Genomic DNA, 13,924 nt, shown 5'->3' on the forward strand with positions numbered 1-13,924 from the left:
ACGTTCATGGCGTGGTGCGGTTGAGTGTTTCATAGTGTTTCGGTGGTCATAGCGTAGGGGAAACGCCCGGTTACATTCCGAACCCGGAAGCTAAGCCTTACAGCGCCGATGGTACTGCAGGGGGGACCCTGTGGGAGAGTAGGACGCCGCCGAACAATTATTGGAAGGGCTGGTCCCGGAACTTCGGTTCCGGGACCAGCCCTTTTTTGTTTTCCGTCACTTCGCGTTCACGTTCCGCACCGACCATCCCAGCCATGGGTACTTCAGCAATGCTCAGGGCCGCCGGCGTGGGCGTCGGTGACGAGGTCGTCGTACCTGCCTTCGGAAACGTGGAAGTCGCCGAGGCCGTGGCCCTGGTGGGCGCGTTGCCGGTGTTCGCCGACATAGATCCGGCGACGTACTGCCTGGACCCCTCCCTGGTGGAGGCGGCGCTGACGCCCCGCACCGCGGCCGTGGTCGCCGTGCACCGCTTCGGGCGGCCGGCGGACATGGGAGCGCTGCACCGCATCGGGCAGCGGCACGGGCTGCTCGTGCTGGAGCACGGCGAGTCCGAGGTGCCGTACGAGGAGATAGCCCGGCGCAGGCAGCGGGCGGCCTATCTCGACGGGAAGTTGAGGGGTGTGCGGACGCCTGACTGGGGCGACGGGCACACCTATCAGGAGTACGTGGTGCGCGTGCCGGGGAACGGGCGGCCGGATCGGGACGCGTTCGCCCGCGCGGTGCGGGGGAGAGGCGTCGAATGCCGGGTGCCGGTGAAGGTGCCGGTGCACCGGATGCCTGGATTCCGGCGATGCGTGTCGCTGCCGGAGACGGAACGGGCCGTCGACGAGACACTCGCGCTGCCCGTCGAGGCGGCGTTGACCAAGCGGGACATGCAGCGGATCGTGTCCGCCTGCAACGCTCTCGGCGGCCTGCTGCAGCCCGCCTACTGACGGCACGTCCGTGGTTGGGAGCACCGGCTTGTTCGGGGTATGATCTATTCCGTTGCCGCGAGGGAAACCTCGAAAAGCGACAGGCCCCTATAGCTCAGTCGGCAGAGCGTCTCCATGGTAAGGAGAAGGTCAACGGTTCGATTCCGTTTGGGGGCTCCGACACGAAAGGCCCCGCCCATTGGGCGGGGCCTTTCGCATGCTAGTCCGCGTGGGGCTCCGGGACGCGCATCGCGAGGATGGCCATGTCGTCGGACGGTGCGTCCGACGCGAAACGCTCCACCGCGCGCAGGATGCGAGCGGCCACCGCGCCGGCCGTCAGGCCCGTGCAGGTCTTCAGGACGTCGGCGAGGCCGTCGTCGCCCAACATGCGTGCGCCCTCACGGCGTTCGGTCACGCCGTCAGTGACGCACAGCAGGACGTCGCCCGGATCGAGGGTGACCGTCTGCTCGTACAGCTCCAGGTCCTCGATGACACCGAGGAGGGGCTGCGGTTCCGCGGCCGGTTCGACCGTGCCGTCCTGGCGCAGGCGGAGGGGGAGCGGGTGGCCGGCGCAGACCACCTTGAGCTCGGCGCTGCCGTCCTCCTGCGGGCGCATCTCGCCGTACAGCAGCGTGAGGAAGCGGCTGCGGGCACCCTCGTCGAGGATGGCGGAGTTGAGGCGCTGCAGGACCGCCGGGCCGCTGAGCCCCTCGCGGGCCAGCAGGCGCAACGCGTGCCGGGCGAGGCCCGTGACGGCCGCCGCGTTGGGGCCCGTACCGCAGACGTCGCCGATGGCGAAGCCGTACGCGTCGTCGCTGATGGGGAAGAGGTCGTAGAAGTCGCCGCCGACCTCGTTGCCCTCGCCGGCCGCGCGGTAGATGACGTCGACCTCGACGCCGTCCACGACGGGGAGTTCCGGGGGCAGCAGGCTGCGCTGGAGGGACTGGCTGATGGCCGTGCGCTCCGAGTACAGCCGGGCGTTGTCCAGGGCCAGGGCGGCCCGTCGGGAGAGGTCCTCGGCGAGTTCCAGGATCTCCTGGCGGAAGTGGTCGTCGGTGGGCTTGCCGAGGGTGAGCATGCCGATGACGCGGTTGCGGGCGACCAGCGGCAGGACGACGGTCTCGCCGCCGACGGCGGAGGCCGTCGCGAGGGTCGGGCCGATGCCGGTGCTCATCGGCTGGGGCGTGCCGCCGCTGAGGCCGAGGTCGCGCATGGAGGTGCGCAGCGCCGCCTGGTGGGCCATCTCCGCGGGGGCCGTCCACACGCGGGCACCCGGGGTGGGCACCGGGTCGGGCGGGGCGATCTTCGACAGCAGGGACTTGATGCCGTCGATGAGTTCCTCGTCCTCGTGCAGGACGTACGAGAGGTACGGGTCCGAGGACTGGTCGGCGATGGTGTAGACGGCGCACCAGGTGGCCAGGGTCGGGACCGTCATCTGGGCCATCAGGGCCAGCGTCTGGTCGCGGTCCAGGGTGCCGGCGAGGAGGTCGGAGGCCTCGACGAGGAAGCTGAGCGAGCCTCGGCGCAGCCGCTCCAGCTCGCCGAGCCGTGCGGACTCGACGGCCAGGGCGATGCGGTCGGCCGCGAACTGGAGACGCAGCGCCTCCTCGTTGGTGTACCGGCCGGGGGCCTCGGCCGCGACGCCGAGGGAGCCGGTGAGGCGGCCCTCGACCTTGAGGGGGACGGTGACGACCGAGCGCATGCCGGTGCTGCTGAGCAGCGGGACGGCGCCGGGGACGGCCTCCAGGTCGTCGTGGACGGCGGGCATGCGCGCCGAGCCGTAGCGGCCGGGGCCGGCCTCCACGGGGACGCGGGCGAAGCGCTGGCGGGCGGAGGGCAGGCCGGTGGAGGCGCGGACCTCCAGCTCCGTTTCGTCGTCGGTGGCCAGGAGCAGGAAGGCGGCGTCGGCGTCGAGCATGTCGCGGGCGCGTTCGACCGTGCGCTGGAGGAGGCCGTCGAGGTCGTCCGGGGCGGGGGAGCCGATGAACACCTCGAAGGGGTCGGCGCTCTGGCCCTCGGAGGCCGGGGAGTCGGAGGCCGGTCCGCGCGACGGGGTCTGCAGCACCGCGCGTTCGTGGTCGCGGACGAGGAGGCAGACCGTGGAGGGTTCGCCGTCGGCGTCGCGGACGCGCAGGTGGGAGGCGTAGACCGGGGTGACGCGGCCGTCGGCGCCCCTTATGCCGTAGCTGCCCTCCCAGCGGGAGAGCTGGAGCGCCTCGGCGATGCCGGTGCTGGTGCCCGGGGTGTGCGGCCAGGCGGCCAGGTCGGTCAGCGGCTTGCCGGTGACCTGGTCGGCGGGGTAGCCGAAGAGGTCCTCGGCGTCCTCGTTCCACGACGTGACGGCGCCGGTGCGGTCGATCTGGACGACGGCGACGCGGACCCGGCCGTCGGCGAGCGGCAGCAGGGCGGCCGGCAGGGAGGGACCGGCGGCACGGGTGCCGACGGGTCGCTCGGGCAGATGGAGGTGGAACCAGACGTTCTTCAGGGTCGGCGTGTACTCCACGCCCCAGCGGTCGGCCAGTGCCGCGCACAGCTGGAGGCCGCGGCCGCCCTCGCGGTCGAGGCTGCCCATCGTGGCGGGGGAGCCCTGGAGCGGGACCTCTCGCTCGGGGTAGTGGTCGGCGACCTCGATCCGTACGCCGTCGTCGCTGCGCAGGCAGACGACGTCCGCGGTGGTGCCGGCGTGGACCACGGCATTGGTCACCAGTTCGCTGGTGAGCACCACGGCGTCGTCGACGATGTCGGCCTGGCCCCAGCCCTGGAGCGTGTCGCGGACGAAGGACCGGGCGCTCGCCACGGATCGCCCGACGGGCTCGAAGCTGGCGGCCGCGCGCGCGGTGATCACAGAACTCCCCGACCCTCTCTCCCCGTGCACGGCCTCACGGCCGACCGGCTCGTGCCGCTGCTGTGGCAGTCCACCCGTCGGCCCGGGATCCGGGGGCTGCTCCCCCGGGATCAGTCCGGTGGTCATTCCGGCCGCCCCTCCGATGCCCGCTCGTCTCCGTGCCACCGCCCAGACCGGACGGACCGGTGTGGCTGGACAGCCGTGTGCAAGGTTACTTACCTTCGCCGTCCATCCGGATGCCGGTCTGCAGTGTTTCCGCCCAGAGGGTGTGCGGACGATGTGCGAAGCTGCCGAACTGTTATGGCCTGGTTCAGCCGGGGTGAAACACTGGGCAGGCTGCTTATGAAGGTCCGGGCAGGTGAATGCGCGCCGAGTCGGGTGGGCAGCAGCCCCTGGAGCGGTCCGGAGTGCCGGGCCGCGGCGCCCGGCGGTATCAGGACATGGGCGGCACAACCCGGCCCGCCGAGTGGTGGCGGCCGGGCACAGCGGTATCGGTCGACCCCCGCGGGAGGGACACAGTGGAGTCTGGCGCAGCGACGCGGGCCACGAAGACGCGCGCGAAAGGCGGACAGTCCCTGAGTAACCAGGGCAAGTCGCGGGGCGGCGGTGCGCGGACCGGCAGTACGACGGTGGACACGGCAGCGCTGAACAGGCTGCTCGCGGCACTCGTGTCCATGCGGGAGGGGAACTTCCGCAAGCGGCTCACGGTGTCCGGCGACGGCGTGATGGCGGAGATCGCGGCGGTCTTCAACGAGGTGGCCGACCGCAATCTGCACCTCACGGGTGAGCTGGCGCGGGTACGGCGCGTGGTCGGACGTGAGGGAAAGCTCACGGAGCGGCTGGAGACCGGCGCCTGCGAGGGGTCCTGGGCGGCCGCGATCGACCACTCGAACGCGCTGGTGGACGACCTGGTACGGCCCGTCTCCGAGGTCAGCCGGGTGCTGTCGGCGGTCGCGGACGGTGATCTGTCGCCACGCATGGAACTGCGGACACAGAGTGACGAGGGCACCGGGCAGCCGCTGCGCGGTGAGTTCCTGAAGGTCGGCCGGACCGTGAACAACCTGGTCGACCAGTTGTCGACGTTCACGGACGAGGTCACGCGGGTGGCCAGCGAGGTCGGCACCGAGGGCAAGCTGGGCGGTCAGGCCCGGGTGCGCGGCATGTCGGGTTCGTGGAAGGACCTGACGGACTCCGTCAACACCATGGCGTACCGGCTCACCGCCCAGGTGCGGGACATCGCGCTGGTGACGACGGCCGTGGCCAAGGGCGACCTGTCCCGGAAGGTCACGGTGCACGTGGCCGGCGAGATGCTGGAGCTGAAGAACACCGTCAACACGATGGTGGACCAGCTCTCGGCGTTCTCGTCCGAGGTGACGCGCGTCGCACGCGAGGTCGGCACCGAGGGCGCCCTGGGCGGGCAGGCACGGGTGCCGGGGGTGGCCGGGGTGTGGAAGGAGCTGACCGACTCCGTCAACACCATGGCCGGGAACCTGACGGCGCAGGTGCGGGAGATCTCCCACGTGACGACGGCGGTCGCCAACGGCGACCTGTCGAAGAAGGTGACGGTGCCGGCCCGGGGCGAGGTCGCGCAGCTCGCCGAGACGATCAACCAGATGACCGAGACGCTGCGGATCTTCGCGGACGAGGTCACGCGCGTGGCGAACGAGACCGGCGGCGAGGGACAGCTCGGCGGCCAGGCGAACGTGCCGGGCGCGGCCGGCATCTGGAAGGACCTCACCGACTCCGTCAACACGGTCTTCCGCAACCTCACCACGCAGGTGCGCGACATCGCCGCCGTGACGACGGCCGTGGCCAGCGGCGACCTGTCGCAGAAGGTCACCGTGGACGTGGCCGGCGAGATGCTGGAGCTGAAGAACACCGTCAACACGATGGTGGACCAGCTCTCCGCGTTCGGTGCCGAGGTCACGCGGGTGGCGCGCGAGGTCGGTGTCGAGGGCGAGCTGGGCGGCCAGGCGCAGGTGCCGGGGGCGGCGGGGACCTGGAAGGACCTCACCGACTCCGTCAACACCGCGTTCCGCAACCTCACCGGTCAGGTGAGGAACATCGCCCAGGTGACGACGGCGGTGGCCAACGGCGACCTGTCGCAGAAGGTCACGGTGGACGTCTCCGGCGAGATGCTCCAGCTGAAGAACACCGTGAACACGATGGTGGACCAGCTCTCCAGCTTCGCCGACCAGGTGACGCGGATGGCCCGGGACGTGGGCACGGAGGGCCGCCTGGGCGGTCAGGCCCGCGTCGACGGCGTGTCGGGGACCTGGAAGGAGCTGACGGACTCCGTCAACTCCATGGCCGGCAATCTCACCTCGCAGGTGCGCAACATCGCGCAGGTGACGACGGCGGTGGCGCGGGGCGACCTGTCGCAGAAGATCGACGTCGACGCGCGCGGCGAGATCCTGGAGCTGAAGAACACCATCAACACGATGGTCGACCAGCTCTCGTCGTTCGCCGAGCAGGTCACGCGGGTGGCCCGCGAGGTGGGGACGGAGGGCCGCCTGGGCGGTCAGGCGCAGGTGCCGGGGGTCGCGGGCGTCTGGCGCGACCTGACGGACTCCGTGAACGGCATGGCCGGCAATCTGACCGCGCAGGTGCGCAACATCGCGCAGGTCGCGACGGCGGTGGCGCGTGGTGACCTGTCCCAGAAGATCACCGTGGACGCGCGCGGGGAGATCCTGGAGCTGAAGAACACCCTGAACACGATGGTGGACCAGCTCTCGTCGTTCGCCCAGGAGGTCACGCGGGTCGCGCGCGAGGTGGGCACCGAGGGCATCCTCGGCGGCCAGGCGGAGGTGCAGGGCGTCTCCGGCACCTGGAAGGACCTCACGCAGTCCGTGAACGGCATGGCCAACAACCTGACCATGCAGGTGCGCAACATCGCCGAGGTGACGACCGCGGTCGCCAAGGGCGACCTGTCGAAGAAGATCACCGTCGACGCCAAGGGCGAGATCCTCGAACTGGTCACGACCGTGAACACCATGGTCGACCAGCTCTCCAGCTTCGCCGAGCAGGTCACGCGGGTGGCCCGCGAAGTGGGTACGGAGGGCATCCTCGGCGGTCAGGCGCACGTGCCCGGCGTGGTGGGCATCTGGAAGGACCTGAGCGACAACGTCAACCTGATGGCGAAGAACCTCACCGTGCAGGTGCGGAACATCTCCCAGGTGGCCGCGGCCGTCGCCAACGGCGACCTGACGCGGACGGTGACGATCGAGGCGCGCGGTGAGGTCGCGCAGCTCGCGGACACGTTCAACACCATGGTGAAGACGCTGAGTTCGTTCGCGGACCAGGTCACCAAGGTGGCCCGCGAGGTGGGTACGGACGGCATCCTCGGCGGTCAGGCGCACGTGCCCGGCGTGTCGGGGACGTGGAAGGACCTCACCGAGTCGGTGAACCAGATGGCGTCCAACCTGACCGGTCAGGTGCGCAACATCGCCATGGTGACCACGGCGATCGCGAAGGGCGACCTGACCAAGAAGATCGACATCGACGCGCGCGGCGAGATCCTGGAGCTGAAGACGACCATCAACACGATGGTGGACCAGCTCTCCTCCTTCGCCGAGGAGGTCACCCGCGTCGCCCGTGAGGTGGGCACGGAGGGCCAGCTCGGCGGTCAGGCCCGCGTGCGGGACGTCGACGGGACCTGGCGCGACCTGACGGAGTCCGTGAACGAGATGGCCGGGAACCTCACCCGGCAGGTGCGGGCCATCGCGCGCGTGGCGACCGCGGTGACCCGCGGCGACCTGAACCTGAAGATCGACGTGGACGCCTCCGGCGAGATCTCGGAGCTGCAGGACTACATCAACAAGATGATCGCCAACCTGCGCGACACCACGATCGCCAACAAGGAGCAGGACTGGCTCAAGGGCAATCTGGCCCGGATCTCCGGCCTGATGCAGGGCCGCCGGGACCTCCAGGACGTGGCCTCGCTGATCATGAGCGAGCTGACGCCCGTGGTCTCGGCGCAGCACGGGGCGTTCTTCCTCGCCATGCCGCTGGTCGACGGGCAGGAGCAGGCGGGTGCCGAGGGCGACGCGTACGAGCTGCGGATGCTCGGGTCGTACGGCTACTCGATGGGGTCCATGCCGACCTCCTTCCGGCCGGGGGAGGCGCTGGTGGGCACCGCGGCCAAGGAGAAGCGCACGATCCTGGTGGAGAACGCGCCGACCGGCTACCTGAAGATCTCCTCCGGCCTCGGCGAGGCCCCGCCGGCGCAGGTGATCGTCCTGCCGGTGCTGTTCGAGGGGCAGGTGCTCGGGGTCATCGAGCTGGCGTCGTTCACGCCGTTCACCCACATCCAGAAGGACTTCCTCAACCAGATCGCCGAGATGATCGCGACCAGCGTCAACACCATCTCCGTCAACACCAAGACGGAGGTGCTGCTGAAGCAGTCGCAGGAGCTGACCGAGCAACTGCGGGACCGCTCGGAGGAGTTGGAGCAGCGGCAGAAGGCGCTCCAGTCGTCCAACGCCGAACTGGAGGAGAAGGCCGAGCTGCTGGCGCAGCAGAACCGCGACATCGAGGTGAAGAACACCGAGATCGAGGAGGCGCGGCAGGTCCTGGAGGAGCGTGCCGAGCAGCTCGCGGTCTCCATGCGGTACAAGAGCGAGTTCCTGGCCAACATGTCGCACGAGCTGCGTACGCCGCTCAACTCCCTGCTGATCCTGGCCAAGTTGCTCGCCGACAACGCGGACGCGAACCTGACCCCGAAGCAGGTCGAGTTCGCCGAGACCATCCACGGCGCGGGCTCCGACCTGCTCCAGCTCATCAACGACATCCTCGACCTGTCGAAGGTCGACGCGGGGAAGATGGACGTCTCCCCGACGCGCATCGCGCTCGTCCAGCTCGTGGACTACGTGGAGGCCACCTTCCGGCCGTTGAGCGCGGAGAAGGGCCTCGACCTGTCGGTGCGGGTGTCGCCGGGGCTGCCCGCGACCATGCACACCGACGAGCAGCGGCTGCTCCAGGTGCTGCGCAACCTGCTGTCCAACGCGGTGAAGTTCACCGACTCGGGCTCGGTCGAGCTGGTCATCCGGCCGGCCCGGGACGAGGTTCCGCAGGCCATCCGGGAGCAGTTGCTGGAGGCCGGTTCGATGAGCGACCCGGACGGCGAGCTGATCGCGTTCTCCGTGAGCGACACGGGCATCGGGATCGCGGCCAGCAAGATGCAGGTGATCTTCGAGGCGTTCAAGCAGGCCGACGGCACCACCAGCCGCAAGTACGGCGGTACGGGGCTCGGGCTGTCCATCTCGCGGGAGATCGCGCAGTTGCTCGGCGGCGAGATCCACGCGCAGAGCGAGCCGGGCCGCGGCTCGACGTTCACGCTCTATCTGCCGCTGCACCCGAGCGAGCTGCCGCCGCACGGATACCAGCAGCCGCTGCCCTCCGCGGAGGGCGGTGAGCCGACGGCGTCCTCCGGCGCCGTGGCCGAACTCCCGGGCGCGGAGACCGAGACGGCGGACGAGGCGAGGCCGTACCAGGACGCGCCGAACGGGGCGGCCACGCTGTTCCGGCACCGCCGCCGGCCGGCCGGGACCGAGGAGCCGAGCGCGCCGCGCGAGCGGCGGACGGACGCCGACCGGGAGCCGGCGCCGCAGTCCGGCCGGGGGATCCGCTTCGGCGGGCAGAAGGTGCTGATCGTGGACGACGACATCCGCAACGTCTTCGCCCTCACCAGCGTCCTGGAGCAGCACGGCCTGTCCGTGCTGTACGCCGAGAACGGGCGGGAGGGCATCGAGGTCCTGGAGCAGCACGAGGACGTGGCGGTCGTCCTGATGGACATCATGATGCCGGAGATGGACGGGTACGCGACGACCACGGCGATCCGCCGGATGCCCCAGTTCGCCGGCCTGCCGATCATCGCGCTCACCGCGAAGGCGATGAAGGGCGACCGGGAGAAGGCGATCGAGTCGGGTGCGTCCGACTACGTGACGAAGCCGGTGGACCCCGACCACCTGCTGACGGTGATGCAGCAGTGGATGCACGAGGAGTGAGCACGGCCGCGCCGGTGGGGGCCGGCGGGAAGCGGCCGGTACGTTCGGACTCCGTGCCCGGAGTACCTTCGGGCACGGTGTCCTCGCACGTTCGGGCACCTTCCGTGCGGCTCGTCCGGGCGGTGTGCGAACGTGGAGTGCGTGCCGTCGGCGGGAACCTCCGGGCTCACGCGGGGTCGCGACCCGGCCTGCCCGGAGCCGTGTAGAAGCACGGGAAACGGGGAACCTTCCGGTCTCCCGCCGCGTTTCCGCTACAAGCACAGTGACATCACGGTGACAGGGTGTGGCGACAGGCGGGGTGCGGCTACGATGACCGGCACAAGGACGGACGGCGCAAGGGAGCCGTCCCCGGGGGCGGCACCCGCCGGTGCCGTGCCAAGTCCTGTGGACAGGGGAGGCCCCACGCCGGGGCGAGGAGGGCGGGCCATGGTGCAGAAGGCCAAGATCCTCCTGGTCGATGACCGGCCGGAGAATCTGCTTGCGCTGGAGGCGATCCTCTCGGCGCTCGATCAGACGCTGGTGCGGGCATCGTCCGGGGAGGAAGCGCTCAAAGCACTGCTCACGGACGACTTCGCGGTCATTCTGCTGGACGTCCAGATGCCGGGCATGGACGGTTTCGAGACCGCCGCGCACATCAAGCGACGGGAGCGGACCCGGGACATCCCGATCATCTTCCTCACGGCGATCAACCACGGCCCCCACCACACCTTCCGCGGGTACGCGGCGGGAGCGGTGGACTACATCTCCAAGCCGTTCGACCCCTGGGTGCTGCGCGCCAAGGTCTCGGTCTTCGTCGAGCTGTACATGAAGAACTGCCAGCTGCGCGAGCAGGCGGCCCTGCTGCGGCTCCAGTTGGAGGGCAACGGCAAGGCCGAGGCCGGCGAGGCCAAGGAGCCGGCCGGGCTGCTCGCCGAGCTGTCGGCGCGGCTCGCGGCCGTGGAGGAGCAGGCGGAGGCGCTGTCCAAGCAGCTCGGCGACGAGTCGACGGATGCGGCGGCGGTGGCGACGGCCGCCCATCTGGAGCGCAAGCTCACCGGACTGCGGCGGGCGCTGGACGCCCTGGAGCCGGGCTCGCCCGGAGGCCAGGCCGCCGTCAACTGACGGCGCTCGACCCCATGGTGCCGCGCAAAGCCCCGTGCGGCGGCCCGCCGGTCCGGCGCAGTCGTCCGCGAGGCGGCCTCCGTGAGCACTTGTCAGGCGCGGTACCGGATGCGTCAGTTCCGTGTCCGTCCGGGGGCGACACGAACGGGTGAAGCGGTAGGCACACGTGTCGACGGCCGTCTCCCCCGGTAACCTCACACCCATGGCCTCACGTCCCTCCGCAGCCAAGAAGCAGCCCGCGAAGAAGGCGGCCGCTCCCGCGAAGGGTCCCGCCAAGAAGGCCGCCGCGAAAAAGGCACCCGCGAAGAAGGCGCCCGCCAAGAAGGCCGCGGCGAAGAAGCCCGCGCCCCAACCGGCTCCGAACCCCACCGGAGGCGTCTACCGGCTGGTGCGCGCGCTCTGGCTGGGCCTCGCGCACGGAGTCGGCGCCGTCTTCCGCGGCATAGGGCAGGGCGCCAGGAACCTCGACCCGGCCCACCGCAAGGACGGCGTCGCCCTGCTGCTGCTCGGCGTCGCCCTGATCGTCGCCGCGGGCACCTGGGCCGACCTCAAGGGCCCCGTCGGCGACCTCGTCGAGATCCTCGTGACCGGCGCCTTCGGCCGCCTCGACCTGCTCGTGCCGATCCTGCTCGGCGCCATCGCCGTACGCCTGATCCGGCATCCCGAGAAGCCCGAGGCCAACGGGCGGATCGTGATCGGCCTGTCCGCCCTCGTCGTCGGCGTGCTCGGCCAGGTGCACATCGCCTGCGGCTCACCGGCCCGCAGCGAGGGCATGCAGGCGATAAGGGACGCCGGCGGCCTGATCGGCTGGGGCGCGGCGACCCCGCTGTCGTACACGATGACCGACGTGCTGGCCGTGCCGCTGCTCGTGCTGCTCACGGTCTTCGGGCTGCTCGTCGTCACCGCCACCCCGGTCAACGCGATCCCGCAGCGGTTGCGGCAGCTCGGGGTGCGGCTCGGCGTGGTCCACGACCCCGAGGCGGACGCCTACACGGACGACGACGAGCGCTACGACGAACAGTGGCGCGAGGCGCTGCCCGCCCGGCCCCGCAAGCGCGGAACCCCGGCCGCCGCCGAGCCGTACGACCCCGACGCCGCCGAGCAGGAGGCGCTCGGCAGGCGCCGTGGCAGGCCCCGGCGCTCCGCGGTGCCGCAGCCCGAGATGAACCGGTCGATGGACGCCGTGGACGTCGCCGCCGCGGCCGCCGCCGCGCTCGACGGCGCCGTGCTGCACGGGATGCCGCCCTCGCCGCTGGTCGCCGACCTCACCCAGGGCGTGAGCACGGGGGACCGCGAGTCCACGACGCCGACCCCCACGCCCGTGCCGGCGGCGCGGCCGCAGCCGGGGAAGCTCAAGAACGACGCCGTCAAGACGCCCGAGGAGGCCCCGGCGGGCGGTGGTGGTGTCCCCGACCTGACGAAGACACCGCTGCCCAAGGAGCGCGACCTGCCGCCGCGTGCCGAGCAGCTCCAGCTCTCCGGCGACATCACCTACTCCCTGCCGTCCCTGGACTCCCTCACGCGCGGCGGCCCCGGCAAGGCGCGCAGCGCCGCCAACGACGCCATAGTGGACTCGCTGACCACCGTCTTCACCGAGTTCAAGGTCGACGCCCGCGTCACCGGCTTCACCCGCGGTCCGACGGTCACGCGCTACGAGGTCGAGCTGGGCCCCGCCGTCAAGGTCGAGCGGATCACCGCGCTGACCAAGAACATCGCGTACGCCGTCGCCAGTCCCGACGTGCGGATCATCAGCCCGATCCCCGGCAAGTCCGCGGTGGGCATCGAGATCCCCAACACCGACCGGGAGATGGTCAACCTCGGCGACGTACTGCGCCTCGCGGAGTCCGCCGAGGACGACGACCCGATGCTGGTCGCCTTCGGCAAGGACGTCGAGGGCGGCTACGTCATGCACTCGCTGGCGAAGATGCCGCACATGCTGGTCGCCGGCGCCACCGGCTCCGGCAAGTCGTCCTGCATCAACTGCCTGATCACCTCGATCATGATGCGGGCGACCCCCGAGGACGTCCGGATGATCCTGGTCGACCCCAAACGCGTCGAGCTGACCGCGTACGAGGGCATCCCGCACCTGATCACGCCGATCATCACCAACCCGAAGCGGGCCGCCGAGGCGCTCCAGTGGGTCGTGCGCGAGATGGACCTGCGCTACGACGACCTCGCCGCCTACGGCTACCGGCACATCGACGACTTCAACCGCGCGGTGCGCGAGGGCAAGGTCAAGCCGCCCGAGGGCAGCGAGCGCGAGCTCCAGCCCTACCCGTACCTGCTGGTGATCGTGGACGAGCTGGCCGACCTGATGATGGTGGCTCCGCGCGACGTCGAGGACGCGATCGTGCGGATCACGCAGCTCGCGCGCGCGGCCGGCATCCACCTCGTCCTCGCCACCCAGCGGCCCTCCGTGGACGTCGTCACCGGTCTGATCAAGGCCAACGTGCCCTCGCGGCTGGCCTTCGCCACCTCCTCGCTCGCCGACTCCCGGGTCATCCTCGACCAGCCCGGTGCCGAGAAACTCATCGGCAAGGGCGACGGCCTCTTCCTGCCGATGGGCGCGAACAAGCCGACCCGTATGCAGGGCGCGTTCGTGACCGAGGAGGAGGTCGCGCTCGTCGTCCAGCACTGCAAGGACCAGATGGCGCCGGTCTTCCGGGACGACGTCACGGTCGGCACCAAGCAGAAGAAGGAGATCGACGAGGACATCGGCGACGACCTCGACCTGCTGTGCCAGGCCGCCGAGCTGGTCGTCTCCACGCAGTTCGGGTCGACCTCGATGCTCCAGCGCAAGCTGCGCGTCGGCTTCGCCAAGGCCGGGCGGCTGATGGACCTGATGGAGTCCCGGAGCATCGTCGGACCGAGCGAGGGTTCGAAGGCTCGTGACGTTCTGGTGAAGCCCGACGAGCTGGACGGCGTGCTCGCGGTGATCCGGGGGGAGTCTGAGGGCTAGGGACGGGTAGGCGAAGGGTTCCGCCGACGGAGGGACACGACGGCCGGGCGGCCGATCGTGACTCACCCGTTAGGGATCATTGAGCAACCGTTTCCCCATGCCC

Annotated in this window: 5 protein-coding genes, 1 tRNA gene and 1 rRNA gene; 6 read left to right on the forward strand and 1 reads right to left on the reverse strand. The window is 70.5% G+C overall.

Annotated elements, in window-relative coordinates:
- Positions 1-38 precede the first annotated feature (38 nt).
- From rrf to Sdi02f_RS28765, 3 genes are all read left to right on the forward strand, one after another.
- Positions 39-155 (forward strand): 5S ribosomal RNA (gene rrf, locus Sdi02f_RS28755).
- 114 nt (positions 156-269) lie between these two features.
- The gene (locus Sdi02f_RS28760) at positions 270-932 is read left to right on the forward strand and encodes a DegT/DnrJ/EryC1/StrS family aminotransferase (RefSeq protein WP_031082206.1); all 663 of its coding nucleotides are present in this window, start codon (positions 270-272) and stop codon (positions 930-932) included.
- A gap of 83 nt (positions 933-1,015) precedes the next feature.
- Positions 1,016-1,088: transfer RNA gene (locus Sdi02f_RS28765), tRNA-Thr, on the forward strand.
- A gap of 43 nt (positions 1,089-1,131) precedes the next feature.
- On the opposite strand, the gene Sdi02f_RS28770 is transcribed toward Sdi02f_RS28765, so the two are convergent.
- Entirely contained in the window at positions 1,132-3,882 is a 2,751-nt protein-coding gene (locus Sdi02f_RS28770) for a SpoIIE family protein phosphatase (RefSeq protein WP_053637950.1), read from the reverse strand.
- 392 nt (positions 3,883-4,274) lie between these two features.
- Between Sdi02f_RS28770 and Sdi02f_RS28780 the strand changes: the two genes are divergently transcribed.
- The 3 genes from Sdi02f_RS28780 to Sdi02f_RS28790 all read left to right on the forward strand — a co-directional run bounded on the left by Sdi02f_RS28780 (position 4,275) and on the right by Sdi02f_RS28790 (position 13,821).
- On the forward strand, positions 4,275-9,761 hold the full coding sequence (locus Sdi02f_RS28780; protein ID WP_031082205.1) for a HAMP domain-containing hybrid sensor histidine kinase/response regulator: 5,487 nt from the start codon (positions 4,275-4,277) through the stop codon (positions 9,759-9,761).
- A gap of 426 nt (positions 9,762-10,187) precedes the next feature.
- A complete protein-coding gene (locus Sdi02f_RS28785; protein ID WP_030402665.1) occupies positions 10,188-10,862 on the forward strand; it encodes a response regulator in 675 nt (224 codons plus the stop codon).
- A gap of 202 nt (positions 10,863-11,064) precedes the next feature.
- Positions 11,065-13,821 (forward strand): DNA translocase FtsK, encoded by a 2,757-nt coding sequence (locus tag Sdi02f_RS28790; protein ID WP_174843409.1) that lies wholly within the window; start codon positions 11,065-11,067, stop codon positions 13,819-13,821.
- Positions 13,822-13,924 lie beyond the last annotated feature (103 nt).

It is taken from the genome of Streptomyces ardesiacus (genome assembly GCF_003112575.1).
GTDB lineage: Bacteria > Actinomycetota > Actinomycetes > Streptomycetales > Streptomycetaceae > Streptomyces > Streptomyces ardesiacus.